Genomic DNA, 26984 nt, shown 5'->3' with positions numbered 1-26984 from the left:
AGCATGTTTAAAGAAATTAAAAATAGATATCTCAGGTATTTTATCATCTTTATATATTTCATCATCCTTTTCTTTTGTGCACTGCAAATCAACTTCTTGTGGCTGTTTGGTTATTCTCCATCTTACGCAGACATCAAAAGTCCATCGCAAAGAGTTGGCTCAGAATTGTACACTTCAGATGGTAAATTGATTGGTCGTTACTTTAAAGAAAACCGTACTCCTGTAGAATTTAAAGACATTTCTAAAAACGTAGTAAATGCGCTAATAGCTACCGAAGATGTTCGTTTTTACAAACATTCTGGCATAGATATACAAGCTTTGGGAAGAGCTATTGCAGGTATGGGCAAAGAAGGCGGGGCAAGCACCATTACCCAACAATTAGCGAAAAACCTTTACAGAACCCGCTACAACAAATCTTCTGGGCTGGCCAAACGTATCCCTTTGGTAAGAACCATTGTACCCAAATTAAAAGAATGGATGACGGCAATTAAGCTAGAATCTAATTATAGCAAAGACGATATCTTAACGATGTACCTCAACACGGTTTCGTTCGGCAACAATACTTACGGTATTAAAACAGCAGCCCGGAGCTATTTCAACAAACAGGCAAACCAGTTAAGTGTACCTCAAGCAGCCTTATTGGTAGGTATGTTAAAAGCCACCACTTCTTACAACCCAATTAAAAATCCAGAGAAATCTTTAGCTAGGCGAAATGTGGTTATTTCTCAAATGAATAAGTACAACTACATTACTAAAGAAGCAGCTAACACCTACAAAACAGCACCTATAGGTATTGAGGCAGGCAACGAAGACGAAACCAGCGAAGGCGACTCGTACCTTAGAGCAGCAGTTGACAAATACCTAGAAAAGTGGTGCGAAGAAAACAATTACGATCTTTATGAGGATGGGTTAAAAATATACACCACCATCGATTCTAAACTGCAAGGTTATGCGGAAGATGCTGTAAAAGACCAAATGCGCATTTTACAACGCAGGTTTTACAGTGTTTGGGGCAACGAAGATCCTTGGGAAGACAGCGAACGTAAGAAAGTAGATTATCCAGATAGGGCAAAAAAATCACTGCCTATTTACGCATTACTACAAAAAAAATTCCCCAACCAACCCGATTTGGTTGATGCTTATTTCAACAAGAAAAAGAAGATGAAAATCTTCACTTACAAAGGCGATAGAGATACCTTATTTTCTACCATGGATTCGATCCGTTATTACGGTAAAATTTTAAATACCGGCATGATGACCTTGGAACCCAAAAGTGGAAAAATTAAAGTTTGGGTTGGCGGCATAGATCATAAATACTTTAAATACGACCACGTAAACCAATCGAAACGCCAAGCAGGTTCTACGTTTAAGCCATTTGCATATTTGGCGGCATTAGAAAGCGGCATGAGCCCCTGCGATAAATTTACCGACAAACCGGTTAGCATTTCCTATCAAGATAAAGGAGAAACTAAAGTTTGGGAGCCAAAAAATGCAGATTGGAGCTACAGTTATCAAGACATGTCGTTACGTTGGGCAATGGGCCGCTCGGTAAATACCGTTACCGCACAAGTAACCGAAAAAGTAGGTTGGGACAATGTGGTTAAATGGGCGCATGAATGCGGTATCGATAGTCATTTAGAGTCTGTACCATCGGTAAGTTTAGGCCCTAACGATGTTACCGTTTACGAAATGGTTAAAGCTTATGGCACTTTCTTAAACGAAGGCAACAAAGTTGATCCCATATTAGTAGAAAAAATAACCGACAGAAACGATAACGTAATTGAAGAATTTAAGCCCAAATTTAAGCGTGCCCTAAGCGAAGAAATTGCCTGGTTAATGCTCTATATGTTTAGAGGCGGTATCGAAGAACCCCGTGGTACTTCGCAAGCTTTATGGGAATGGAATACTTTGTTTAAAAAGAACAACCAAATTGGGGGGAAAACTGGCACGTCTTCAGATTATGTAGATGCTTGGTACATGGGCATTACCAAAGATTTGGTAACCGGAGTTTGGGTAGGTTGCGATGAAAGAACGGCACACTTCAAAAACGGCGAGCAAGGCGAAGGTTCTAGAACTGCCCTGCCTATTTTTGCTAAATTTATGGAAAAGGTTTACCTAGATCCTTTAAGTGGCTACACGTATGGGCCTTTCCCTAAAGCAAAAGTAGAAATTACAAGAACCTACAACTGCCCAACCCCTCGTCCACCGGTAGATACAGTAAGCACCGACTCGGTATTGGTAGATTCTTTAGATCTTGAAATGATTGCTCCAGATCCACAAGAACTGATTAGAACCGAGCCAACCACTACCAACACAAAGGTTGACGAGAAAAAACCAGTTATAGAAAGCCAACCTAAGCAGGAAACCACCACTGTTCCGCTTACTAGAAAAGAAGAAAGAGAACTGAAACGCAAACAGAAAAAAGAGCAAAAGGAAAAAGAAAAAAACGAGAACAATAATTAGTTAAACCTAACCAACTCTCGATAAGATATAGCCTTCAAAATTATTCGTATATGAACAATTTTCTAAAAAAAGCCACTTTAGTTTTATCAATTGCACTGCTAGGTGTTACGGCATCAAAAGCGCAATATTTCGGACAAAACAAGGTTCGATATAAAAACGAAAAATTCAAAGTGATGGAAACCCCTCATTTTGACATTTATTACTATCTAAAAAACGATAAGGTAGTTAAGAAATTTGCGCAAGATGCCGAAACTTGGTACAAAATGCACCAAGAAATTTTTAGAGATACTTTCTTTAAAAAGAACCCAATTATTTTGTACAACAACCATCCAGATTTTCAGCAAACCACAGCTTTGCAGGGCGAAATTGGTGTAGGAACTGGCGGTGTTACCGAAGCTTTTAAAAACAGGGTTATTATGCCCGTAATGGAACTAGGTAGCCAAACCAGACACGTTTTAGGTCACGAGTTAGTGCATGCTTTCCAATATCATATTTTATTAGAGAAAGATTCTATCCCATTAGAAAGCATTGGACAAACCCCATTATGGATGATTGAAGGTATGGCCGAATACCTTTCTGTAGGCAAAAAAGACGCCTTTACCTCAATGTGGATGCGTGATGCTTTGTTAAACCGAGACATTCCATCTTTAAAAGATTTAACTAACTCTAACAAATATTTCCCTTACCGTTATGGCCAAGCTTTTTGGACTTTTGTAGGCTCGCTTTATGGAGATACCACCATAGTACCGCTATTTAAAGCCACCGCAAAGTTTGGATACGAAAACGGCATCAGATACACCTTGGGTTACGACGACCGAGCTTTATCTGGCTTATGGAAAAATGCCATTGAACAGCACTACAGACCTATGTTAAAAGCTGATAGTTCGCAAATTAAAATCTCTGGCACTAAAATTATCGACAATAAAAATGCTGGCAACATGAACGTTGCTCCAGCTATTAGCCCTGATGGCAAATATTTATCTTTCTTATCAGAAAAAGATTTATTTGGTATAGACCTCTTTTTGGCAGATGCTAAAACCGGCAAAATCATTAAAAAACTGAGTAGCCAAGTTTCCAGTAGCCACATCGATGATTTTAACTTCTTAGAATCGGCAGGTGCTTGGTCGCCAGATAGCAAAAAATTTGCCTTTAGTATTTTTAGCAAAGGCCGAAATAAACTACTGGTAATTGATATTGCCAACGGAAAAACCTTGCTAAACGCTAGCATGGATAAGGTAGAACAGTTTGGTAACCTAACCTGGTCGCCAAATGGTAAAGACATTGCTTTTTCAGGCATGGTAGAAGGCCAAAGTGATATTTTCTCTTACAACTTCGACACCAAACAGGTTACTCAAATTACCGATGATGAATATTCTGACTATGCACCAAGCTACTCTCCAGATGGCAAAAAAATTGTATTCTCTTCTGATAGAGCCGCCGTACAATCGGGAAATTTGGCAGCAGTAAATCCAATAAACCTAACCATTTACGATATAGAAACTAAACGTTTAAGCAATGTTCCTGTTTTTGCCGGAGCCAACAACCTTAATGCACAGTTTTCTGGAGACAGCAAACGTATCTTTTTCTTATCAAACAGAGATGGTTTCAGAAACCTTTACGAGTACAATTTAGAAAACAAAAACCTAAAGCAGCTTACAGATTATTTCACGGGTATCAGCGGTATTACAGAATTTTCTCCTGCCATTACCGTATCCAGAAATGACGATATCATTTACAGCTATTATCGTTACCAACGCTATACGCTTTACAACTCGCCTTACAGCAATTTCAAAGCGAAAGACGTTAATGCCAACGATGTTAATTTTGATGCAGCTATTTTACCTCCCAAAGAAAACATGGGCGTAAATGTGGTTAATTCTAATTTAGGCAACTTCAATAGATTTGAACGCACTCACTTAGACTCGTTGAGGAACATCCCATATCGCCCTAAATTCCGCTTAGATTATTTAGCCAACAGCGGCGGTGTTGGTGTAAGTACCAGCCGTTTTGGCACAGGTATGCAAGGTGGCGTAATGGGTATGTTTAGCGATATTGTTGGCCAAAACCAAATTGTAGCCAACTTAGCTATTAATGGCGAAATACAAGATTTCGGCGGTATGGCAGCCTACATTAACCAAGCCAGCCGTATCAATTGGGGAGGTGCGGTTTCTCACATCCCATATATCACAGGTTTTTTAAGTAGAGATATTGTTGATCAAGAGGGCACAGAATATCTTGTAGACAGAACCAATATCTTAAGAACTTTTGAAGATCAAGTGCAACTTTTTGCAGCCTATCCATTTAACAAAGCGCACCGTTTCGAATTGGGTGGTGCAGTTTCGAGATACAGCTATAGCGTAACGCGTTTCAACAACTATTATCAGCTTGATGCCAATGGCAACATACTTGGTTTTTCTGGATCAGACAGAGAAAGAGTAAAAGCAGAAGAAATTGAAAGCTCATTAGGCACACCACTTAGGCCGTTCAACATCTTCCAAACCAATGCCTATTTCGTTGGCGACAACTCAATTTTTGGCGTAACCGCACCGTTAGATGGCTTTAGATACCGTATAGGTACAGAGCGCTATTTCGGAGATTTTAATTTACCGCCGTAGCCATTGATGCCAGAAAATATTTCAGAATAAAACCGGTAACCATTGCGGTACGCTCATACAATTACCTACGTATAGGCAGAGATGGAGAAAATCTTTTCCCTTTGTTTGCTGGCTACAATTACTTAATAAGAGGATACGAGCCTAATTCATTCTATAACAATCAAAATGCTACCGAAGGAGCGTTCGACATCAACCAACTGTCAGGAAGCAAGTTAGCAGTGTTTAACTTTGAAGTGAGATTGCCGTTTACTGGACCTAAGAAATTAGCGCAAATACCTTCCAACTTTCTATTTACCGACTTAAACTTGTTTTTCGATGCTGGCGTAGCTTGGACAGAAGACACCAAGGTTGCATTTAAAGGTCAACCAAGCTATACTAATGTACCCTTATTAGATGCTAACGGGCAACCAACGTTTGCACAAGACGGCACTCCATTAACTTACAAGATCACAAATGAACGCGTACCTGCCCTAAGTGCTGGTATCTCTGTTAGGGTAAACTTGTTTGGAGCAATGATTTTAGAACCTTACTACGCATTCCCTTTTACTCGTAAAGATGTTAAAGGTGGTGTGTTTGGGCTTACATTTGCTCCGGGCTGGTAGTTAAAAAGTATAAAGCAAAAAGTAACAAAAGGAGCACTAAGCAATTTAGCGCTCCTTTTGTTTTATACACCAATTTACATAGCTGCAAATGGCAATAACGACTGATTGTTGATTTGATGGATATGCATATTTTCAAAATCCAACCCAATAGTTAGATCAATCCAATCTGGGTTACAAGCTCTAACCAATCTTTCTTTTTGCGCCCTAGTAAACCTACTTACTGTCTTAAACCTACTCAAAGCTTGCGCTTCTGTTCTAAATTCTTCGAAATAAACCAAACGGGTTAATTGCTGCGCACTATCAAAAAATAGATTTGGCATTTTCTTGTAGAAATCTAATGTCTTCATTAAGTCGGCACTCATGCCAACATGTAAAGCAGTGCGGTTTCTGTCGGTAACGATATAAACTATTTTTTTCATGGCTACAACATTTAAAAGTTAAAAACTAATTATATTAGATATTATTTGGCAGTACAAATTATAATTACTAATTTTATTGGCACAATAATACTAACAATTTTAGTAAAAACAAATTTATTTTAAATTATTTTGTATGTCTAACATTTCAAGCAACCTTAAATATTTAAGAAAGAAAAAAGGATTAACACAGCAACAATTTGCTGATAACATGGAAATTAAGCGATCTTTAATTGGCGCTTACGAAGAAGACAGAGCAGAACCCAAATACGATTTACTAAAAAAAATAGCAGAATATTTCGAATTAACGATTGATGAATTTATCAACGAAAAAATAAATGACGCTTGGAAACCTAAGCCCAAAAGCCAGGGATCTAATTTAAGGGTATTAAGTATTTCGGTTGATAAGGACGATAATGAAAATATAGAACTGGTTCCTGTTAAAGCTAGTGCAGGTTATTTAAACGGTTTTTCTGATCCACAGTACATTCAAGACCTACCAAAATTCCAGCTACCTATCCCCTCTTTAAAGCAAGGCACGTATAGAGCTTTCGAGATTAAAGGCGACTCGATGTTACCTATCCAATCTGGTAGTATTATTATAGGCGAATACCTAGATAACTGGAACGATGTTAAAGTTGGCGATACCTATGTAATTATTAGCAAAAACGAAGGTGTGGTTTACAAGCGTGCCGGCAATAAATTTAAAGAAGACAAAGAATTAAAATTAATCTCGGACAATAAAATTTACGATCCATACTCGGTGCCTGCAGATGATATTTTAGAAATATGGAAAGCGAAAGCATATCTTTCTACTGCTTTGCCAGAGCCAACACCAGAGCCAACCATAGAAACGCTATCTACCATGATGGCGCAAATGCAAAAATCAATTTCTCAGCTAAATAAGAATTAATTTTTTGGCCACAGACTTTCAGCCACAGATACACAGATTTAAAATGATAACTTATTATCTCAATTAAGTATTATCTGTGTATCTGTGGCTACTTAAAACTATTAACATTTTTTAACAGAGTTGATTTTAAACCTCTAAGAAATCGTTCGGTCTCAATAACAAATAACAATGAAACTTAAAACCATTGAGACATGAGCATATCATGATTTAAAAAATTTCAATATACCAGAAATCATGATAAACTCATTACCACTAAAAAACAAATGTTAAAAAGATGAGAAAATTATTATTTACAGTAGCTTTTGCCGTACTAGGTTTTACAGCAAGCTATGCACAAAAACCTGCGAGAACAGAAAGAGTTAAAATGAGCGCCGAAGAAAGAGCTGAAAAAGTAGCTACCGCAATGGAAGCTAAATTAAGCTTGACCGCAGACCAAAAGGCAAAAATTAAACAAATTGAGCTTGATAGAATAAAAGAGCACGATGGTTTGCGTCAGAAAGACGAAGCCAAAATGAAAGCTAAATTGGAAGAAAGAAAGGCGGCGATGAAAGCGCATCAAGATAAAATTGATGCTGTATTAACTGCAGAGCAAAAAACAAAATTGGCTGCTTCGAGAGAAGAAATGAAAGCTAAAATGAGAGAGAGGGTAAAAGACAGAAAAGGTAGACCTCATAAAGCTCCGAAAACCGAAGAAGGTAAATAACCAACATACATTTAAGTAAAGTCATTTCAACTGAAGCCCAGCTGAAGGAAGAAAGCTAATAAACAGCTTAAAATTACTGAATTCCTCCTAAAGTCTTTAGAAATGACTTAACTTTAAAAGAAAGACTTACGAAGTTTTTAAAACTTCGTAAGTCTAATTATAACAAACGGCTGAACAAAAAAGGCAAAGCTAGTTGAAACAAACTATTTCAAATACCCACCTTTTTCCAACACCTCTTTCCAAACCTCATATCCAGCAGGAATTAAATGCAAACCATCTTTGGTTAGTTCTGCTCTAAGTTTTTTGTCGCCATCTAAGAAATGAGGGTACAAATCTATAACCGTTACCTTCTTGGCTGTAAACTTTCTAATTTCATCGTTTAGATAAAGAATATGTTCGTCTTTACCGTAATGATTTTTAAACTTTTCGAACGAAGCGTTTACCGGCAACAAAGTATAGAAGTAAATTTGTGTTTTTTTAGAGCCCTTTCTAATTCGCTCTATCATGGTCTTGTAGTTTCTTAGAATTAAACTATCAGGAATATTTCTAGAGATATCATTGATACCGATTAAGATGAAAACTTTTGCCGGCTTTCTATCTATCACTTCTTGCAAACGCTCTAATACCCCAAAAGTGATATCGCCAGAAATCCCTCTGTTTTTAGCTTTAGGTAAATTAAGCAACTTGCCCCAATCTGTACCAGCGGTAATGCTGTTACCCAAGAAGATATAATCTTTTTTATTAATTGGCTCGGCATTAAACTTAGCCACCAATTCTTTATACTTACCCGGACGGTAAGTGCTATCATAAGGTTTAGTTTGTGCGTTTACCTGTATAAAACAAGCAAAAATCAATATCAATAACAGGCTATTTATTATTGTCTTCATATTTAATTTTTAGTGAGAAAGTGGTGTTAAATTACTCAAATTTTTCTTTTCTCTATTCCATGTAAATGAGGTAAAAAAGATAGCCAGCAAGCAAGATATAATAATTACAATAAAGCTTGCATCCCAGCCTTGCTTATCTACCAGCCTACCCAATGCAGCATTTGCTAAGAGATCGCCAATAAAATACCCAAACAGCCCAGTTAAGCCAGCGGCCGTTCCAGCGGCTTTTTTAGGTACTAAATCTATAGCCTGTACGCCAATTAGCATTACTGGGCCATAAATAAAGAAACCAATTGCCCAAAGCGCAACACTTTGCACAAAGGCATTTCCTCCCGGATTTTTCCAGTACAACAGCACCGAAATTAAAGTCATAGCCATATAGATAATGGTTACTGGTGCTCTGCGACCTTTAAAGAATTTATCGCTCATTAAACCACAAAGTAAAGTACCTGGTATAGCAGCCAATTCGTAACCACCAGAGGCAAATGCAGCTTGAGTTTTATCGAAACCACTTACCTCTTGTAGAAAAGTTGGTGCCCAGTTGATAATTCCGTTTCTTACGAGATATACGAACGCGTTAGCTATGGCGATATACCACAACAAGCGGTTATTTAATACATATTGCAAGAAAATTTCCTTTGCAGAAAATTCTTGTTCTTGAGTTTTAGCATCGTAGCTTTTAGGATAATCGTTATTGTAAACTTCTATAGGCGGCAAACCTACCGATTGGGGCGTATCTCTAACCAAAGCAAATGCCACTATAGCAAACAATATAGCCACCAACCCCGGAAAATACAACATAGCTTGGTAACCAGCAAACAACTCAAAACCTAAAACGGTTAATGGGCCGACTAAAAAACCGCCAATGTTATGTGCTAAATTCCAAATAGACATTGCTCTACCTCTTTCTCTAACCGAAAACCAATGGGCCACTACTCTGCCACACGGCGGCCAACCCATACCCTGAAACCATCCGTTGATAAACAACAAAGCAAACATCACGGCAATAGATGATGTTGCAAACGGAACAAAGCCCATAAAAATCATGGTAAATGCAGACAACACCAAACCTATAGAAAGAAAATATCTTGCATTGCTCCTATCAGAAATATTGCCCATTAAAAACTTGCTAAAACCATAAGCTATAGAAAGTGCCGAAGCAGCTAAGCCTAACTCGCCTTTGCTAAACCCTAATTTTTGCAATTCGGGAACGGCAAAAGAGAAATTTTTACGAACAAAGTAGTAAGCCGCGTAACCTACAAAAATGCCTATAAAAACTTTGATCCTTTCTTTACTATAGATAGATTTTACGGTGCTTTCGGGCAATAAAGGTTTGTGCGGTGCTGGTTTTGGAAATAGGTTAAATCCCATATTGGTTGGTTAGTTGTATTTTTTGGTTAATTGATTAACTGTTTAATTGGTTAATCGAGGTGTTACGAACTTTAATTAACAGTCCCTCTCCCTTCGGGCATCTCTCCCCAAAAGAGAGAAAAAACTTTTAGCAAAGTTGGCACTGAATAATTATAGTTGAATAGTTTTATAATAAATTTGTATAATCGGTAATGATACCATCTACACCCAAAGCTTTTAACGATGCAATTTCTTTGGCGGTGTTCACTGTCCACGGAATTACTTTTACGCCATCTGCGTGAGCCTTTTTGATAAAAACAGCATCTACCATTTTATAAGCAGGGCTGATGATAAACGGCTTATAACCCAAATCGGCTATGTTTTCTTCATAAGATTTCTTATTGCTTACTAAAAAAGAGGTTTTAATATGCGGATATTCTTTATTGATGATTTGAATTGTGCGTTTATCAAAAGATTGGATTACTACATATTGCTCTATCTTTTTATTCTTAATCACATCTATTAACAATTTCACAAACACATCTGGTGTAGGGTTGGTTACTCCATCGCCTTTGGCACTACATTTAGTTTCGATATTATAGAAATATTGCTTTTTACCGTTTGTTTTAATTTGGTTTTGTACGGTATCAATTAAATCTGCCAATAGTGGAATGTAGGTTTTTACTTTACGTTGCTGTGGAAAATCTTTGTTAGGTTTTGTGCCAATATCAAAAGTTTTTAACTGCTCATAGTCCATTTTGAACACATTGTATTTTTTGGCATCCGAAACGGGAATTTCTTCGCCAGTTGGCGTAAGCATAAACCCCGGACTAAGGTAATCATCGTGAGTAACTACCACTTTACCATCTTTTGTAATGTGCGTATCCATCTCCAAAGTAGTTACCGCTGGGTAAGACATGGCATCTTTCATGGCCAAAATGGTGTTCTCGGGCACTAATCCCCTACCGCCACGATGCGCTTCGGCACTAAATTTTGGAAATTCTACTTCATTTAATTTTGTATTTTTATTAACCGAGCAAGCGCTTATTCCAAAAAGCAAAATCCCTAACGGGTAAATTAATTTATTCATTATTGATAAATGAGAATACTTATAAAATTAGCCACAGATGCACAAATATTTTAAAGTTGATTAAACTTATTTTCAATTGCCATTTATGTATCTGTGGCTACTGTTCATTAAGAGAGTTTTTTCTCTGCTGTAAATTGCTCGCCAAAACGATCGGTAGCTACCACTTTTACCACCTTAACCGATGAACTGCAATGTACCATAAATAAATGTTCGGTACGGGTAGGCTCGGCAAATGCACGGGGCTGAGGTAGTTTATCGCCCTTGTACAAACGTACCGCTTCAGGATCAAAACCTTTCATTTTTTCCATTTCGGTTAACTTACCATCTAAAAAACATTCTACTTTCCACTTGGGGTCATAGTTCCAAACGTTGGCAATGATACGGTTATTCCCAGTAAGTTTTTCTATATCTAAACTCACTTGGTGCTTCCTGTCTAAGCCCGTACCTTTGTAATACCATTTTAATTGCGTCCCTGTTACTTCGTAAACGCCGTAACCACGAGGTGCGCCATCGCTACAAATTGGGCCAGTCCACCAAGCGCCACAAACTGCACCGTGGTTATGTTCGAACACGCCTTCCTTAATTACATTAACATTATAATGTGTATGGCCAGACATTACATGTACGTTAGTAAAACTTCGTAAAAGGTCGTAAAAGGCCGTATTATTTTTTACCCCATTATGAATAGGAATGTGTGCATTAATAATTACCAAATTATCTTTTGGCACATGTTGTAAATCTTTTTCCATCCACGCCAATTGCTCTTCGCTAATGTAACCATCGTACTTTCTGTCTTCGCCCAAATACCTTACATCATCTAGCACAATATAATGCGCTTTGCCACGGTTAAAAGAATAATAAGTTGGCCCGTAATATTTTTTAAAAGTTCGGTCTGATGTTTCGTCTCCACCCTGGCGATAATCCATATCGTGGTTACCCAAACATTGGAAAAACGGAATTCCCATCAGTTCTACGGCTTTGTTGTAGTCATCGAATAATGGCAGTGCATCCCAAACTAAATCGCCCACACCAATACCGTGTACCAAAGCTTTCGAACCTAAATCTTTCAATAAGCGTTTTACATCTGGTACCGATGTTTCCATCATTTGCGCTACATCTTGCTTATTCTTCACTTGTGGATCTGCCCAAATGATAAAGTGATGTTTATTGTCGTCCTGCTTTAACTTCTTTAAGGTAAAATCAATTTCATTACGTGCACCTAAAGTTTGATACTGTCTGTTTACGCTGCCAAAATCTGTTTTAAAATCGTAGCCAGATGGGGTACTTAAAAACAAAAACTCAGATTTTTCATTTAGCGTAATGGAGTAACGACCATTGGAATCTGTCTTTACTACAGCAAATCCATCAGAAAGCACAGCGTTGGCAATTGGATTTTTACCGTCGCTAACTTTTCCTGTAATTGCTCCTCCATTTGTTAAACTATTGAAGGCATTGGATTTTAGGCTAACTACCATTCCGGTAGCCAACAATCCAAATCTTTCTAAAAATATTCTACGGTTCATTTTTGTGTTTAGTGTGATTTTTTTTGATGTTTAATAAAAAAGCAAGAGGCTTCATCTTAACCTCTTGCTTTTAAATATGATATATTAAAACTTAATCGAAGCCGTTGCTCCCGCTTGCGAAACATTTAAAATATGTATCGAGTTACCTAAATTAGCCGGAATACTGATTTTATTTAAACCTGCAGTTACTGTTTGCTCTACGGTGGCTATTTTTGCACCCGAAATACTGTAAACATTGAACAAAGCCTTACCATTTGCCAAAGCATTATAGGTTACCGCCACTAATGTTCTATTAGCAGAAGCCGAAGCTGTTAAATTATCATTACTTAAACCGACTTTTGCGCTAACTACGCCAGACAACTCATACGTACCATCAAAATCCACTTGTTTTAGCTGGTAGTAGTTTACACCAGCAACTGGGCTTGCATCTACATAACTGTAGTTTTTAGTGGTTGATGAATTACCATTACCTTGAACCTGTCCAATTTTGGCAAAACTCTTACCATCAGCAGAACGCGTAACTTCAAAATGTGAGTTGTTTTGCTCTGATGCTGTAGACCAAGCTAGGCTAACCGTACCTTGTTTGTTCGCTTTAGCCGTAAAAGAGGCGAGTTTTACTGGAAGAGGACTAATTAATGTGGTAACTGGAATAGAAGTTCCGTTATAACCAGCAACATTTCCTTCAATCATTGCTAGTGTGGCGAAGCTAGTACGCTCTACAACGGTGCCAAAAGCTGAAGGAGGAACTAATTGAACGTAATTACCAACTCTAGGTGTTACCCAGGTTTTGTCATCAGTATTAAAAACGCCACCTAGCTTTAAGAAACTTCCAACATTTTCAACCGATTGACCAGAGTACACATATTGATTATTAGGATCGCCCATATAACCTGCAGTATAGCGGTCTGTATTTGGCATTCTATAACAATTATTTGGTGCATTCGCTGGAAAATACACGTTATCTCTATCATGTGTTAATGGATTAACGCCTGCTAAAACGTTGCTATTCGAATAGCCAACAAAAATAGCATCAACTGGCACCGAATTAACTGTAATAGCTACATTTGGCAATCCAGATACAAGATTACCTTCGAATACAGCGATACCAAAAGGGCGAGCAGAACTACCTTTAACGATATTTGGCATAAGCCCCGTTGTAGTCATACCGATACCGTCATCTCCAATTGGGCTGCTATTAGTGCCAACACTGTAGGCTATTGTTCTAATCCACTTAGAAGAAGTGATATCCAACACAGGATAATATGTAGTTCCGCCATCTACAAGAAATCCACCGGCAGCCTTTTCAGGACCACCAACATAAAAAAACTCGCCTTTATTTACTGTGCCTGATGTTAAATTAAATTTGAACGTTCTATCTACCCCCGTCTCTGCCCATCCGTTATTAGGCGCACCATTCGTGGTGCCTGAATTAGTACAACGTACCACACAGTGTGGCGTTTGAGAGAAATCTATATTCTCTGTCGCCATTAACTGTATATACTCATATCCGCCTTTATGCGTGTAATTACCTGCTACAACTCCAACCGCTGGTGCATCACCTCCCTGCGGATCAAACATTACGCCAGTAATAATAATTTTTTGTGCTTCAGCCGAAAAAAGTATCGCAGCCAAAGAGAGTGTAAGTAAAAGTTTTTTCATAATCGTTAACTTTAAAATCTTTCAATATATTATTGCAATTGAGTTCCGTTCTCGATATCGGCCAATTGCGACTTTTCTGTAAGCAACAACCAATTTTTAGTTCTAGCTTTTGTCCACTTTTTAGCAGCAACATCATAAGTTCCACCTAATTTGGTAAAATACGGACTAGTGTCTTCTTCTTCAGTATTTGCAATAGCTGCTTTATTTTTACCGTTTCCACGGAAATAAAGACTTTGCTTAGTGCTATAAAAATCGTTATCACAAATAAGGTAACCTTGGCCCTCGCTCCATAAATTACCCCCGCTAGTGCCTTGAAAAAAAATTACATCTACAGGCACAGTAGTTGCAGCAACATCCTTTGTGGCAAATACCGCAATGCCCACTGCCCTACCCGAATTAGGAAATAAACCTCCTGTAGCATTACCAAAGCCATCGCCATTTTCGTCAGAATAGTTTTTACTTACAATCCATTTAGCCGAAGAAATATCTGTAGATTTTGCGCCATTAATGTTCTTCTTTCCGCCTACATAAAAATAATCGCCTTTTTTAACCGAACCACTGGTCATATTAAATTTATAAGTTCTGTCTCCACCAGTTGCCCAGCCTTGAGGTGCAGGTTCGCCAGGATTAGGCGTTGTAGTTGTAGAATTCTTGCAAACTACTAATGCAAAGTTCTTTTGTGCAAAATCAATATCCTCTGTAGCAAGTAATTGAATATATTCTTGGTTCTTATCAGAGCCACTTGGATTGGCAATATAGCCAGAAATAACAATTTGCGATTGGGCATAGCTGGCGCTTAACGCAAGCAAAAATGCGAGTGCAGTTTTTTTCATGATTTAGATTTAGTGATTTAGATTGTTTAAGCCCCACCTACTAATTGTACGGTGGGGCTAGTTTATCATTGTTGACTAATTAATTAATTTGGTAACATCAGATTTGGTTGGATCTGGACCTCTACCCTCAATTTCTTCTAAAGCTTTAGGTGTAAGCACATATTTACCCGTACGCACAGAGCCGGTCCATCTTTTAGCTGAAGCATCATACGTACCACCTAAGTACACAAAACTAGTAGCATTTGGATTGCCTGCAACCGCTCTGGCTGTATTGGTGCCTTGCCTGTAAAATGGCTGGAAAGTTGTGCCGTTATAACGTTTATAAAAATCGTTGTCGCAAATAGAATAGCCAACGCCATTTCCAAAAATATCACCACCAGTACCTGCGTAAAAAACAACGTCTGAAGGAATTGACATTAAATTAATATCCGTTGTAGGAAAAACGGCAATACCGCCTGGATTTCCAGTATTAGCTAATAAATTTGAGGTTCTTGTTCCTATACCATCGTCGCCATCTACACTACTGTACAATTTACTTACCACCCAGTTGGCATTACTTATGTCTGTAGATCCCGATCCGTTAATTACTTTGTTACCCCCTACATAAAAGAATGTTCCTTTTGCAACTGTACCTCGCAAAATATTTATTTTATAGGTTCTTAAATCACCAGTATTCCATCCTTGCGTTGGAAAACCGGATGGGGTATTTGCTCCTGCATTATTAGTTGTAATTAAACAGAATGGTTTTTGCCTAAAATCTAGATCTTGCGTAGCCATCAACTGAACGTATTCATAATTGGCATCTGTACCTGTTGGATCTGCAAAAAAACCAGTAATAATAACAGGATTTGGACCGAGAGGGATGCTTGCATCAACCGTTAAGCTAGTTGGCATAAAATCAGCTTTGAGTCTTGGCCTAATCTGTTGTTCGCCATTAGCTGCCGGTATAACTATACCCTGAATATTTGCAGAATAAGGCAGCAATTCATTTTTAAAGGTAGCGCTACTGCTCACGTTCATATTCATCTCTCCAGAGCCTTCATTAAAAGTCTTAACGCCTTCAATGGTTTCTACGCCAATGTTTGGTTCGAAATTACAGTTATAGATGATAGAAAGTGTACTCTCATGTCTTTCTGCATTAGCCACTAAGTTAGTTTTTGAAACCCTAGTTACCCTTAAAGGTACGTTGGAAGCCTTTTTCTCTACATTGGCAGCTGTTAACCCAGTTATTTGTAAAATACCGTTCACTCGTGTTAATACTCCTCCATCAATTTTAATGTGTACCGAGTCGCCAGGCAAAAAACTTGCTGCTGCAGCACCAATATTTATGGCAATACCTCTAAGCGAATCGATACCACCACCCATATTTTTAGCATTTTGTACAAATAGTAATCCCTGCGGCAAATTACCTCCAGAATGATCCGAAATCACTTGCCCTTTGATGAACTCGGCTTGTCGTGTGGTTTGAATATTTAGTGAAACATCACTTCCACGATAAATCCTTCTCAAATCTAAATTTTCAATAAAGGCACTAGGTGTACCTCTCACAATATTTACCTTATCGTCTCTCTTGCATGCAGCTAAAGCTATACCAAGCATTACTGTAGCTACAATATATTTTTTAAGATTTTTCATAATATCTCTTTATTTTCTATACCAACAAAAACTAAGGCCTTTGCCACCAAACCAATGTATTAATATCATCTGCACCTTGCGCTGCAACCACATTTTTATAATTAGTTGGATTGGTTGATTGCGTAATGATAGGATAAAACAATCTTGCTGGCATCCTACCACCATTTACTAAACCTGCACCTTTAGGCAGTTGAGGGTGCCACGGTACGTCTATATTCAAACCATTGCTGAAAATCTGTTAGAAACAAAGCATAGTAACTTTTGCAAATGTATCTTCTCCATTTTACTATCACTACCATAAGTTTGATTATCCAAAGGCAAGGCATCATTCCATGCTAAATTATTAGAATTAATGTACGTTAAAAAACTTGCTTGATTAATGCCAGTCCAATAATTTGGTCTCCAGTAATTAACCGCATCCATAATACCTTTATGGTAAAAATCACCAGCATTACCGTTAATCCAACCTTTAGCTGCTGCTTCGGCTTTGATGAAGTTTAATTCTGCTACCGTCATGATAATACCTGTATAAGCATCTCTTTGTAGGTTATAAGATTTCTTTCTCGCTGCTGTACCGGTTCCGTCTACATCTTGATCAGAATTAAAATGCGCTAGAATTTCTGTAATTGCGCCCGGCGGGTAACCACTTGGTATACCTTCTACGCCATCTATGCTCCAACGAGAGGTATAGCTAGGTGCTCCCATATTAATTACGCAAGGATGCCCCCAATTCATCAATCTTCCCAAAAAGAAGTCAGCTATACCAATTAATCTAAAATCGTTTGGACGAACACTGGTCATAAAAGGAGAAGAGTAAAGAGCGCCTGCAGTATTGGCTCCTGTCCATAAAATCCTGCCATTATCGCCATTAGGATTTGTAGCACTGGCATCATTATTTTCCATAATCGGATAATTTGCCGGATTTACATCTATGATTTCCTTCATTTTAGCAATTACATTCGTAGCTACTTCCGTCTTACCAGCAATACGCAACAACAGTCTCAAATACAAAGAATTACCCAATTTACGCCATTTAGCGATGTCGCCCTTATACACTGGGTCACTATCTACTGCAATAGGTGTTCCAGCTTTAAGCAACTCGTTGGCTTCTTCAAGTTTTTTAAACAAATCTAAATAAATGTCTTTTTGCCTATCAAACGCTGGCTGAATGTACTTTTGACTATCTGCCGCGGGCAGTAAACTTAATCTCCCTTTGTTAGCCTCACTGTAAGGCACATCACCATACGTATCTGTTAATAATTGATAAATCCAAGCTTGCACAATAAGCGAAATTCCTTGGTAAGAAGTATTAAGATACTCTGGTGTACGTGCAGCGTTGTAAACATCTACAATATCGGTAAGATTTACATACCAGTTGTTCCAAGTATTATCTGCCTGCGTACGTCTTATATCATATCTAAAAACTCTTCCTTCAGAATCTCCAACATTAACGGTAACCTGCATTAGTTCATTACTAAAGTTTCGATTACGTAGCATATTTGTTGACATTAAATTCACTAAAGATGGAGCTAGCAAACGTTCTGGAGCTACTACAGTTTCGCCTAAGGGATCTTTATTTACTTCGGTAAAGTCTTTAGTACAAGAGAAAGTAGACAGCCCAAAAGCAGCTAAAAGTATATATGTTATATTTTTTATATTCTTTTTCATGGTTGTTAAATTAAATACCCACAACTAAACGTAAACCAAAATTTCTTGTAGACGGTAATTGTCCAACCTCAAAACCTTGCTGTATATCAGAACCTGCCAACGTACCAAACTCTGGATCAAACGCTGGCCATGGCGACCAAATATATAGGTTACGTCCATATGCACTAAGAGTCATTTTACTGAAACCTATTCTTTGTAAAAACTTCTTGTTGAATGTGTAAGTTATGTTTGCCTCTCTAAACTTCACATAATCTGTACTGTAGATACTGCCTTCTGCTTGGTTGTAACCAATTGTTTCGTAATAATTTTGTACGTTGGTTGCTATCACATCATTTTTGCGGTAGGTACCTAGGTAATTGCCGCTAGCGTCTCTATTCTCTACTACACCTTCTCCTAAAATACCATTATATCTGCCTGGCAAAGTTAATGTAGATTTACCAAAACGCACTAACTGAGCAATAGTCATAGAGTGCCCAACGGCTCCCAACTGCGCATCAAACAATACATTAGTACTAAATTGCTTGTACTTAAATCCAGTACCAAAGCTATACCTAAACAATGGTATAGTATTTCCTAGATACCTTACATTGTCATCAACTCTAGGAGCACCACTTACATCGTCAAAAACAATTTGACCATCTGGAGAGCGCAAGAAACCGTTCCCATATAAATCACCCATACTACCGCCTACAGTTGCCACCACCTGTCCTCCAGCTGCAAAACCTCCAGTACGCAATACCACAGCACTATCCGCTAACTCTTTAATTTTATTTCTGTTTGCTGAAAATGTACCATTTACGGTCCAAGTGAAATCCTTTGTTTTTACAGGCGTTCCATTTAAGGCAATTTCTATACCTTTATTATCTACCCTACCTACATTAAATACGGCTACGTTATAGCCAGAAGCACGATCTATAATACGATTAAGTATTTGATTCCGAGTATTTCCGGCGTAAACTGCAACATCAAAATTTAAGCGGCTTTTAAACATTTTTAAATCTAAACCTAACTCTACAGTTGTAGTAATTAGTGGTTTTAGGTTTGGATTTGGCAATACGGTTGGATTAGTCATTACATTACCAGGATAAATGTTATTACCTGCAATTTGGTAATAATAATCAGTACGGTAAGGTGTGGTACTACCACTTCCTACCTGAGCCCAAGAGGCCCTAAATTTAGCTAAGTTTACAGCTTTAGGAAGCTTCCAATAATCTGATGCTATAAATGATAAGCTTGCAGATGGATAGAAAAACCCAGCGTTATCGGTTCTGAAAACAGTAGCCAATGTACTGTTCCAATCTTGACGAGCAGTTAAATCTAAATATAGATAGTTTTTGTAAGCAAGCGACGTTGTTGCGTAAAAACTATTAATACGGTAACGAGACGTATCGGGAATATACACTAAAGGATTTAAGTTATTATCTAAGCGATAAACTGTAGGTGTTGTAACATCTGGTTCGCGTTTTAAACCATCAGCACGAACCTCTAACCTATTATACTCGTTACGCATTTGGCTACCACCAAAAGTGGCAGAAAGGTTAAAGTCTTTTGTTATTTTCTTCTCGTATTTAAGCATGAAATCTGCGTTGATTTCGTACGAACGAATGTTATTTACTCGATATGCACCTTGAGCCCAACCCGTACCATTTGCTCCATACGGTCGCATTGTTTCGCGATTATCTTTGTTCAAATCTCCAGAAGCTCGAACCATCAAACTAAATTCTTTGTTAAATTTATAAACGGCTTGAATATTCCCTAAAAATCCGTTACGGCGCTGAGCATTGATATATTGTTCTGAAATAGCATAAGGTCCTTCTGGGAAAGAAGTAGTCAGATCTGTAAATTCCAGATTTTCTCTTCCATTCCTCCAGTAATCTCTGTACCAATCTGTATTGATATTTGGCTGCGCAAAAGCAAACCAATACATAATTGATTGGTTACCAAATCCGGTGGTAGGAAGGTTATCTGCATGCCTGTTACTATATTGAGCCTTGATATTAATATTGAGTTTCTTAGTAATGTTTTTGTTCGCGTTAAATGTCACACTGGTACGCTCCAGCCCCGTATTAGGTACAATCCAATCGTTTTTACCATGACTAGCGGACAAACGCATACCTATACCTTTATAGGTTCCGTCTAAAGTTACTGCATTAGATTGCTCAAAACCTGTAGTAAAAAATGCGTCTATCGGATCTTCGTAAGCTACCCAAGGTGTTAATGTGGTACCCCTTGTTTTAGTTACGGGGTCGTACTGATAAAACTCTAAACCTACACCAAGTGGTGGACCGTAGGCGTGACTTACCGCACCAGTACCCCATTGATAAAAATTGGCACCATTAGCTCCCTGACCAAACTCAAATTGCCTGTCTGGCTTTCTGTTTACCTGCTCAAAAACAGTATTAGATGTTACTGTGATACCAATCGTTTTTCTATTTTTTGTGGCCGATTTGGTAGTGATAACTACAGCGCCGTTAGCACCACGCTGACCGTATAACGCCGAAGCAGCCGGCCCTTTAAGCACAGTAACACTTTCAATGTCTTCTGAATTTAAATCGGCTAAACCACTACCAAAGTCTACTGGCATAATATCTCCGCCAGTACCGTAAGCACCGCCATAGGTGGCAGCAGTCCTTCTAGAACTGCTTGATGCAACCACACCATCAATCACAATTAAGGCTTCGTTGTCACCCGTTAGGTTATTTTCGCCTCTTAAAATAATTTTATTAGATGCTGCTGGACCGCTATTTCGTACCAAATTTAAACCCGCAACCTTACCCGAAAGCGCATCCGTCCAGTTACTTGCAATTGCATTTGTAATCTGCGAACTGTCTACCGTGGTTGTAGCATACCCTAGCGCTCTCTCCTCTCTCTTAATACCTAAAGCAGTAACCACTACCGTGTTTAGCTCATTAGTAGAAGATTTCAATCTAACTGTAACGCCGGTTTGTGCGTTAGCAAAAGTCCTAGTAGCAGCGCTGTAGCCAATCATAGTAAAACTAACTGTTGTTCCTTTAGCAACGTTGATGCTAAAGTCGCCCTTACCATCTGTTAGCCCTAATACTCTTTTGGAGTTGTCAGTTATACTAACACCAGGAACACCGGTATTATCGCTTTCGTCAAGCACTGTACCTTTTACAGTAATGTTCTGAGAAGTTTGGGCCACAGCACCCTGTAAAAGTAAAAATTGAAAAAGCATAGCGAAAAACAGCTTCACGCCACCTAAATCCTTAAACGATAGCCTCTTCAAAATACCAAATACAGAAAGCTGCGACTTCGGGATGCTTTCGCACTCCGCGGCATGTAGGTGCATGCTAGCCTTTTGAGTAGTTGTTTTGTCCATAATTAATTTATATCGAGTTATTTACTAGTTTCTAATTATAATTTTTCCCGAATGCCACAAAACTAAGCCGAACGTGTTAACTCTATATTAACTCGATATTAACCTATCTGAAACAATTCGCAATTACAATTTATTTGTTTTAGCTTATTAAATATTTCACAATAATAATATAAAAACAATTTGAAACTAAATATAATTTTCAAATAATCAAAATAAATGAAAATATATTTCCACACATGCTTTAAAACTCATTTAAAGATACCCAACCAAATAACAGCAAAAAATTAAAAAACAACTAGAAACAATACGAAAACAAAAAACACAAAAAAAAGCGCAATCAAATTGCGCTTGTAAATTTTAAAGAAGAATTAATTACACTATAGTAACAGTTATGCCTAAACCTTCTAAATGATTAATCATTTGTTGCGAAATGCCTTTATCCGTAATAATATGATCAACATCTTCAAAACCACAAATCTTACCAAAGCCCCTCTTACCAAACTTGGTAGAGTCGGCAAGCACCACAACTTTTTGCGAAACTTTAATCATTTGTCTATTCAAATGCGCTTCCATTGCATTGGTGGTAGTAAACCCATGCTCTAAGTCTATCCCATCAACCCCTAAAAACAAAGTATTAAAATAGAAATCTTGCAAAATCTGCTCTGCATAAGCCCCCATTACAGATGACGAGCTTTTTCTCAGCAAACCTCCCAATTGTATCACTTCTACTTCCGGACTGCGCAAAAACTCTATAGATATATTAAGCGATGAAGTTACCACGGTTAAATTTAACCCGCTAGGAATGTTTTTTACAAAATAAAGCAAAGTGGTACCAGAAGCTACAACTATAGAATCATTCTCTTTCAACAACTTAGCACCAGCAGCACCAATCTTATTCTTTTCATTAGATTGCATCTTCTCTTTCTCGTTCACAGGCCTATCTACAGTATAGGGATTGTTAAGCGTAGCACCACCATGGGTCCTGAAAAGCAAGTTCTTATCTTCTAAAAGCTTTAAATCTTTACGAATGGTAACCGAAGAAACCTTGAGCTCTTTACAAAGCTCTACTACATTAATGTACTGGTCTTGATGTATACGATTAAGTATAAATTGATGCCTCTCGGCAAGGGTCATGCTCATAAGCGCTTATATTTAATCGCAAGTTAATAATTAATATAAATAGCACCTACATATTTACGTAAGAAAAATATTTTCGTCAAAGTATTTATTATTTCGATTTTGATTACTTATAATTGCTTATTGTTTCGTTTTATTACAATTTATTATGCAAAGAATACATAACCATCATTTAACTAACCAATCTGCCTGGGACGTTATCATTATTGGAGGAGGAGCAACTGGACTTGGAACAGCGCTAGACTCTGCCAGCAGAGGTCTAAAAACCTTATTGATTGAACAGGCAGACTTTGCAAAGGGAACATCGAGCAGAAGCACGAAGTTGGTGCACGGCGGCGTAAGATATTTGGCGCAAGGCGATATTGCACTAGTTAAACATGCGCTTAAAGAAAGAGGGTTGATGCAAAAAAACGCAGCCCACTTGGTACATAAAGAAGAATTCCTTATTCCTTGTTACGATTGGTTTTCTGTAGCAAAATATCTTATTGGTTTAAAACTATACGATTGGCTAGCGGGTCGTTTCAGTTTTGGAACTTCAAAATATTTTTCTAAAAGCGAAACCCTACGTTTAATGCCAGGCATCAAAGACAAAGGACTTAAAGGCTCAATAAGATATTTCGATGGCAGATTTGATGATGCTAGGTTAGCCATTAACATTGCGCAAACAGCAAAAGAACAAGGTGCTACTTTAATTAACTACATGAAAGTAACAGGTTTAATTAAAGATGCTGACCAAATTAAAGGTGTAGTAGCTACCGACGTAATTACAAACGAAACTTTCGAATTGAAAGCGAAAGTGGTAATTAACGCCACCGGAGTGTTTGTGGATGAAATTTTACAGATGAACGACTCGAAAGCTAGAAAAACAGTTAGGCCTAGTCAAGGGGTTCATATTGTTTTGAAAAAGGAATTTTTGAATAGCGATTCTGCGTTGATGATCCCTCAAACTTCAGACGGCAGGGTTCTTTTTGCCGTACAATGGCACAACCACTTGTTGGTTGGCACTACAGACACGCCTTTAGACGAGCACAGCTTAGAGCCTAGAGCGCTGAAACAAGAAACTGATTTCATTTTAAATACCGCTGCAAATTATTTCAAAACGAAACCTACTGAAAAAGACATCCTAAGCGTGTTCTCTGGTCTACGTCCTTTAGCTGCACCAACAGATAGCAACTCGAACAGCACAAAAGAAATCAGTAGAGACCACAAACTAATGGTTTCAGCAAAGGGCTTAATTACCATTACGGGCGGCAAATGGACAACCTATAGACGTATGGCAGAAGAAACTGTAAACTTAGCCATTAAAGAAGCAAAATTAAGCCCCATTGTTTGTAAAACAGAACAACTCGCGATCCATGGGTGCGTAAATGAGGCAGAGGAAAACCATTTAAGCATTTACGGTGCTGATAAAAAACATATCGAAACCTTAATTAAACAGCAACCAGAATTGGCACAAAGGCTACACAAAGATTTTCCTTATAGCTATGCCGAGGTAGTTTGGAGCACAAGAAACGAAATGGCCGAAACGGTTGAAGATATATTGAGCAGACGCCTAAGGATATTAATTATTGATGCCAAAGCGGCTATAGAAATGGCTCCTATTGTAGCATCTATTATGGCCAAAGAAATTGGAGCTAACAAACAATGGGAAGATGAGCAAACAAATTCTTTTATTAAATTAGCAGAAGGTTATACTTATCAAACTAAAAACAAAAGGGAAGAACCTGTTTTAGTAGGATAACTTTTTCAACCAAATATAATTTTATGAGCAAGTATATTTTATCTCTAGACCAAGGGACCACAAGTTCGCGGGCCATTATTTTTAACCACAATGGCGAGATCATTGCCATCGCTCAAAAAGAATTTACGCAGATTTATCCGCAAGCGGGATGGGTAGAGCACAATCCAAACGAGATTTGGTCTACCCAATTGGCCGTTGCCACCGAAGTAATTGCAAAAGCTGGCTTAAAAGCACAGGATATCAATGCAATTGGCATAACCAATCAGCGAGAAACCACCATTGTTTGGGATAAAAACACTGGAAAACCCATTTACAACGCCATTGTTTGGCAAGACAGGAGAACGTCTGGATATTGCAACAGCATCAAGCAAAAAGGCCACTCGAAGCTAATCCAAGAAAAAACTGGATTAATTATCGATTCGTATTTTTCAGCTACCAAAGTAAGATGGATATTAGAAAATGTTGAAGGTGCTAGACAAAAAGCCGAAAACGGAGACTTAGCCTTTGGCACAGTAGACAGCTGGTTAATCTGGAATTTAACAGGCGGGAAAGTACACGTTACCGATGTAAGCAACGCTTCCAGAACCATGATCTACAACATTCACTCTTTATCATGGGATAACGAACTACTTCAATTATTTGATATTCCAAAATCAATGTTGCCAGAGGTAAAATCTTCTAGCGAAGTTTATGGCACCACAGCAGGCAACATTTTGGCAGCACAACTACCTATCGCGGGCATTGCCGGAGATCAGCAATCGGCCTTGTTTGGCCAAATGTGTACACAGCCCGGAATGGTAAAAAACACTTACGGTACAGGCTGTTTTATGCTGATGAATATCGGCAAAACACCAAAAATATCGACCAATAATTTATTAACTACTGTAGCCTGGAAAATTAACGGAGAGGTTAATTATGCCTTGGAGGGAAGTATTTTTATTGCCGGAGCTATTGTGCAATGGCTACGCGATGAACTGGGGTTAATCCAGAAATCTGCCGATGTAGAACAACTGGCGCTACAGGTAAAAGATACGCAAGGTGTATATGTTGTTCCGGCTTTTGCTGGTCTTGGCGCACCCTATTGGAACCAAGAAGCCCGGGGCACCATTACGGGAATTACTAGAGGAACCAACAAATCGCACATTGCAAGGGCTGCGCTCGAAAGCATTGCCTACCAAACCATGGATGTGCTAAATGCCATGCAAGCTGATGCTGGCACTCCAATTAAAGAATTACGAGTAGACGGCGGAGTTACCGCAAATAATTTACTGATGCAGTTTCAAGCTGATTTATTGAACTGCAAAGTAATTAGACCCGAAGTTACCGAAGTTACTGCTATTGGCGCTGCTTATTTGGCAGGCTTGGCCACAGGCTTTTGGAAAGATATTGACGAAATAAAATCGCAATGGCAAATTGACAAAACCTTTACTGCGCAAAGCGATGTAGACAATACCGAAAGAATTAGAGGTTGGCAAAAAGCAATTAAAGCTGCTATAGCAAATACTGATTAGGTTTTTAGCGACTAGGTTTTAAGGATCAGACATCAGTGGTAAGCTTAAACGTTAAAAAGCCAAACAGCCAGCTACAAAAATAATCTTTAATAACTTCACATAACAATTAACCAAACAACAGTTTAAACGATTAACCTACTACCCTATGCATCCTTACATCGCAGAATTTATTGGCACCGCTATTTTAATCCTTTTAGGAAACGGTGTGGTAGCCAATGTGGTACTAAAAGACACTAAAGGAAACAGCAGTGGCTGGATAGTAATTACCACGGCTTGGGCTTTGGCAGTTTTTGTTGCGGTAATTGTGGCTGGCCCACATAGCGGCGCTCACTTGAATCCGGCGGTAACTTTAGCACTCGCCATTACTAAGACTTTTGATTGGGCAAAAGTACCCTACTATATGCTAGCACAAATTGGCGGTGCCATGTTAGGCTCTTTGCTGGTTTGGCTATTTTATAAAGATCATTTCGATGCTACTGATGACAAGGGACTAAAAGCTGCTCCTTTCGCCACAGGCCCAGCTATTGCGAATAAAAAATCTAATTTATTTTCTGAAGTAGTTGGCACTTTCGTGCTCATTTTTGTCATTTTTTACATTACTGGCGGAGAAATGGGAGCAGAAAAAACACCTATCGGATTGGGTTCGGTTGGTGCCTTACCAGTAGCATTTTTAGTTTGGGTAATAGGTTTAAGCTTGGGAGGAACCACAGGCTATGCCATTAATCCAGCAAGAGATTTAGGACCTAGAATTATTCACAGCATCATCCCCATGAAGGGCAAAGCAGACAGCAATTGGGGCTACGCTTGGGTACCAATTGTAGGGCCAATTATTGGTGCTTTGCTAGCTGCTTTACTACATTTATTTCTGAAAGGCTAAACCAACGTTTAAACAAAAACA

General features: G+C 38.3%; 20 protein-coding genes. 8 read left to right on the top strand and 12 right to left on the bottom strand.

Translation table 11 applies throughout. The features are described 5' to 3' along the window. Window positions 1-3: 3 nt before the first annotated feature. The 3 genes from OVA16_RS13660 to OVA16_RS20135 all read left to right on the top strand — a co-directional run bounded on the left by OVA16_RS13660 (window position 4) and on the right by OVA16_RS20135 (window position 5680). Window positions 4-2463, top strand: a complete 2460-nt coding sequence (locus OVA16_RS13660) for a penicillin-binding protein 1A (RefSeq protein ID WP_267760290.1) — start codon at window positions 4-6, stop codon at window positions 2461-2463. A 50-nt stretch (window positions 2464-2513) separates the two neighbouring features. Continuing rightward, window positions 2514-5078, top strand: coding sequence for a basic secretory protein-like protein (locus OVA16_RS13655; protein ID WP_324288402.1), 2565 nt, complete (start codon window positions 2514-2516; stop codon window positions 5076-5078). 101 nt (window positions 5079-5179) lie between these two features. Continuing rightward, on the top strand, window positions 5180-5680 hold the full coding sequence (locus OVA16_RS20135; RefSeq protein WP_324288401.1) for a BamA/TamA family outer membrane protein: 501 nt from the start codon (window positions 5180-5182) through the stop codon (window positions 5678-5680). A 74-nt stretch (window positions 5681-5754) separates the two neighbouring features. Here OVA16_RS20135 and OVA16_RS13650 read toward each other — a convergent pair whose 3' ends face one another. Continuing rightward, a complete protein-coding gene (locus OVA16_RS13650) occupies window positions 5755-6099 on the bottom strand; it encodes a GIY-YIG nuclease family protein (protein ID WP_267760289.1) in 345 nt (114 codons plus the stop codon). A gap of 133 nt (window positions 6100-6232) precedes the next feature. On the opposite strand from OVA16_RS13650, the gene OVA16_RS13645 reads away from it, so the two are divergent. After that, window positions 6233-7009, top strand: a complete 777-nt coding sequence (locus tag OVA16_RS13645; protein ID WP_267760287.1) for an XRE family transcriptional regulator — start codon at window positions 6233-6235, stop codon at window positions 7007-7009. Between the two features lie 274 nt (window positions 7010-7283). Continuing rightward, window positions 7284-7712 carry a hypothetical protein gene (locus tag OVA16_RS13640; protein ID WP_267760285.1) on the top strand — a complete coding sequence of 143 codons (429 nt, stop codon included), beginning with the start codon at window positions 7284-7286 and terminating at the stop codon, window positions 7710-7712. Window positions 7713-7915: 203 nt separating this feature from the next. On the opposite strand, the gene OVA16_RS13635 is transcribed toward OVA16_RS13640, so the two are convergent. The 11 genes from OVA16_RS13635 to OVA16_RS13590 form a co-directional block, all read right to left on the bottom strand. Further along, entirely contained in the window at window positions 7916-8599 is a 684-nt protein-coding gene (locus tag OVA16_RS13635) for a GDSL-type esterase/lipase family protein (protein ID WP_267760282.1), read from the bottom strand. 9 nt (window positions 8600-8608) lie between these two features. Beyond that, on the bottom strand, window positions 8609-9970 hold the full coding sequence (glpT, locus tag OVA16_RS13630; RefSeq protein WP_267760280.1) for a glycerol-3-phosphate transporter: 1362 nt from the start codon (window positions 9968-9970) through the stop codon (window positions 8609-8611). Between the two features lie 166 nt (window positions 9971-10136). Further along, complete coding sequence (locus OVA16_RS13625; RefSeq protein ID WP_267760278.1) at window positions 10137-11039, bottom strand: glycerophosphodiester phosphodiesterase family protein; 903 nt, start codon at window positions 11037-11039, stop codon at window positions 10137-10139. 107 nt (window positions 11040-11146) lie between these two features. Beyond that, window positions 11147-12562, bottom strand: a complete 1416-nt coding sequence (locus tag OVA16_RS13620; RefSeq protein ID WP_267760275.1) for a calcineurin-like phosphoesterase family protein — start codon at window positions 12560-12562, stop codon at window positions 11147-11149. Between the two features lie 84 nt (window positions 12563-12646). Continuing rightward, window positions 12647-14221 carry a hypothetical protein gene (locus tag OVA16_RS13615; RefSeq protein ID WP_267760273.1) on the bottom strand — a complete coding sequence of 525 codons (1575 nt, stop codon included), beginning with the start codon at window positions 14219-14221 and terminating at the stop codon, window positions 12647-12649. A 29-nt stretch (window positions 14222-14250) separates the two neighbouring features. Beyond that, the gene (locus tag OVA16_RS13610; protein ID WP_267760270.1) at window positions 14251-15054 is read right to left on the bottom strand and encodes a hypothetical protein; all 804 of its coding nucleotides are present in this window, start codon (window positions 15052-15054) and stop codon (window positions 14251-14253) included. 75 nt (window positions 15055-15129) lie between these two features. Then, a complete protein-coding gene (locus OVA16_RS13605; RefSeq protein WP_267760268.1) occupies window positions 15130-16689 on the bottom strand; it encodes a DUF5689 domain-containing protein in 1560 nt (519 codons plus the stop codon). A 31-nt stretch (window positions 16690-16720) separates the two neighbouring features. Then, window positions 16721-16909 carry a hypothetical protein gene (locus OVA16_RS20130; RefSeq protein ID WP_324288398.1) on the bottom strand — a complete coding sequence of 63 codons (189 nt, stop codon included), beginning with the start codon at window positions 16907-16909 and terminating at the stop codon, window positions 16721-16723. Further along, window positions 16906-18357 (bottom strand): SusD/RagB family nutrient-binding outer membrane lipoprotein, encoded by a 1452-nt coding sequence (locus OVA16_RS13600; RefSeq protein ID WP_420712323.1) that lies wholly within the window; start codon window positions 18355-18357, stop codon window positions 16906-16908. Before OVA16_RS13600 ends, OVA16_RS20130 begins: the two co-directional genes overlap by 4 nt. Window positions 18358-18367: 10 nt before the next feature. Then, the gene (locus tag OVA16_RS13595; RefSeq protein ID WP_267760265.1) at window positions 18368-21697 is read right to left on the bottom strand and encodes a SusC/RagA family TonB-linked outer membrane protein; all 3330 of its coding nucleotides are present in this window, start codon (window positions 21695-21697) and stop codon (window positions 18368-18370) included. A gap of 372 nt (window positions 21698-22069) precedes the next feature. After that, entirely contained in the window at window positions 22070-22831 is a 762-nt protein-coding gene (locus OVA16_RS13590) for a DeoR/GlpR family DNA-binding transcription regulator (protein WP_267765401.1), read from the bottom strand. Between the two features lie 151 nt (window positions 22832-22982). On the opposite strand from OVA16_RS13590, the gene OVA16_RS13585 reads away from it, so the two are divergent. The 3 genes from OVA16_RS13585 (at window position 22983) to OVA16_RS13575 (ending at window position 26963) form a co-directional block, all read left to right on the top strand. Further along, window positions 22983-24575 carry a glycerol-3-phosphate dehydrogenase/oxidase gene (locus tag OVA16_RS13585; RefSeq protein ID WP_267760263.1) on the top strand — a complete coding sequence of 531 codons (1593 nt, stop codon included), beginning with the start codon at window positions 22983-22985 and terminating at the stop codon, window positions 24573-24575. Window positions 24576-24598: 23 nt separating this feature from the next. Continuing rightward, window positions 24599-26086: a glycerol kinase GlpK gene (glpK, locus tag OVA16_RS13580; protein WP_267760261.1), complete on the top strand. Its 1488-nt coding sequence runs from the start codon at window positions 24599-24601 to the stop codon at window positions 26084-26086. Between the two features lie 145 nt (window positions 26087-26231). After that, window positions 26232-26963 carry an MIP/aquaporin family protein gene (locus tag OVA16_RS13575; RefSeq protein WP_267760258.1) on the top strand — a complete coding sequence of 244 codons (732 nt, stop codon included), beginning with the start codon at window positions 26232-26234 and terminating at the stop codon, window positions 26961-26963. Window positions 26964-26984: the final 21 nt, after the last annotated feature.

This window comes from Pedobacter sp. SL55 (assembly GCF_026625705.1).
GTDB lineage: Bacteria > Bacteroidota > Bacteroidia > Sphingobacteriales > Sphingobacteriaceae > Pedobacter.
This window is presented reverse-complemented; position numbering and strand designations above follow the sequence as displayed.

What these genes read in the sequence shown, in the direction of transcription:
- OVA16_RS13660 (WP_267760290.1), top strand. Translation starts at nt 4, where the DNA reads ATGTTTAAAGAAATTAAAAATAGATATCTCAGGTATTTTATCATCTTT.
- OVA16_RS13655 (WP_324288402.1), top strand. Translation starts at nt 2,514, where the DNA reads ATGAACAATTTTCTAAAAAAAGCCACTTTAGTTTTATCAATTGCACTG.
- OVA16_RS13650 (WP_267760289.1), bottom strand. Translation starts at nt 6,099, where the DNA reads ATGAAAAAAATAGTTTATATCGTTACCGACAGAAACCGCACTGCTTTA.
- OVA16_RS13645 (WP_267760287.1), top strand. Translation starts at nt 6,233, where the DNA reads ATGTCTAACATTTCAAGCAACCTTAAATATTTAAGAAAGAAAAAAGGA.
- OVA16_RS13640 (WP_267760285.1), top strand. Translation starts at nt 7,284, where the DNA reads ATGAGAAAATTATTATTTACAGTAGCTTTTGCCGTACTAGGTTTTACA.
- OVA16_RS13635 (WP_267760282.1), bottom strand. Translation starts at nt 8,599, where the DNA reads ATGAAGACAATAATAAATAGCCTGTTATTGATATTGATTTTTGCTTGT.
- glpT (WP_267760280.1), bottom strand. Translation starts at nt 9,970, where the DNA reads ATGGGATTTAACCTATTTCCAAAACCAGCACCGCACAAACCTTTATTG.
- OVA16_RS13625 (WP_267760278.1), bottom strand. Translation starts at nt 11,039, where the DNA reads ATGAATAAATTAATTTACCCGTTAGGGATTTTGCTTTTTGGAATAAGC.
- OVA16_RS13620 (WP_267760275.1), bottom strand. Translation starts at nt 12,562, where the DNA reads ATGAACCGTAGAATATTTTTAGAAAGATTTGGATTGTTGGCTACCGGA.
- OVA16_RS13615 (WP_267760273.1), bottom strand. Translation starts at nt 14,221, where the DNA reads ATGAAAAAACTTTTACTTACACTCTCTTTGGCTGCGATACTTTTTTCG.
- OVA16_RS13610 (WP_267760270.1), bottom strand. Translation starts at nt 15,054, where the DNA reads ATGAAAAAAACTGCACTCGCATTTTTGCTTGCGTTAAGCGCCAGCTAT.
- OVA16_RS13605 (WP_267760268.1), bottom strand. Translation starts at nt 16,689, where the DNA reads ATGAAAAATCTTAAAAAATATATTGTAGCTACAGTAATGCTTGGTATA.
- OVA16_RS13600 (WP_420712323.1), bottom strand. Translation starts at nt 18,357, where the DNA reads ATGAAAAAGAATATAAAAAATATAACATATATACTTTTAGCTGCTTTT.
- OVA16_RS13595 (WP_267760265.1), bottom strand. Translation starts at nt 21,697, where the DNA reads ATGGACAAAACAACTACTCAAAAGGCTAGCATGCACCTACATGCCGCG.
- OVA16_RS13590 (WP_267765401.1), bottom strand. Translation starts at nt 22,831, where the DNA reads ATGACCCTTGCCGAGAGGCATCAATTTATACTTAATCGTATACATCAA.
- OVA16_RS13585 (WP_267760263.1), top strand. Translation starts at nt 22,983, where the DNA reads ATGCAAAGAATACATAACCATCATTTAACTAACCAATCTGCCTGGGAC.
- glpK (WP_267760261.1), top strand. Translation starts at nt 24,599, where the DNA reads ATGAGCAAGTATATTTTATCTCTAGACCAAGGGACCACAAGTTCGCGG.
- OVA16_RS13575 (WP_267760258.1), top strand. Translation starts at nt 26,232, where the DNA reads ATGCATCCTTACATCGCAGAATTTATTGGCACCGCTATTTTAATCCTT.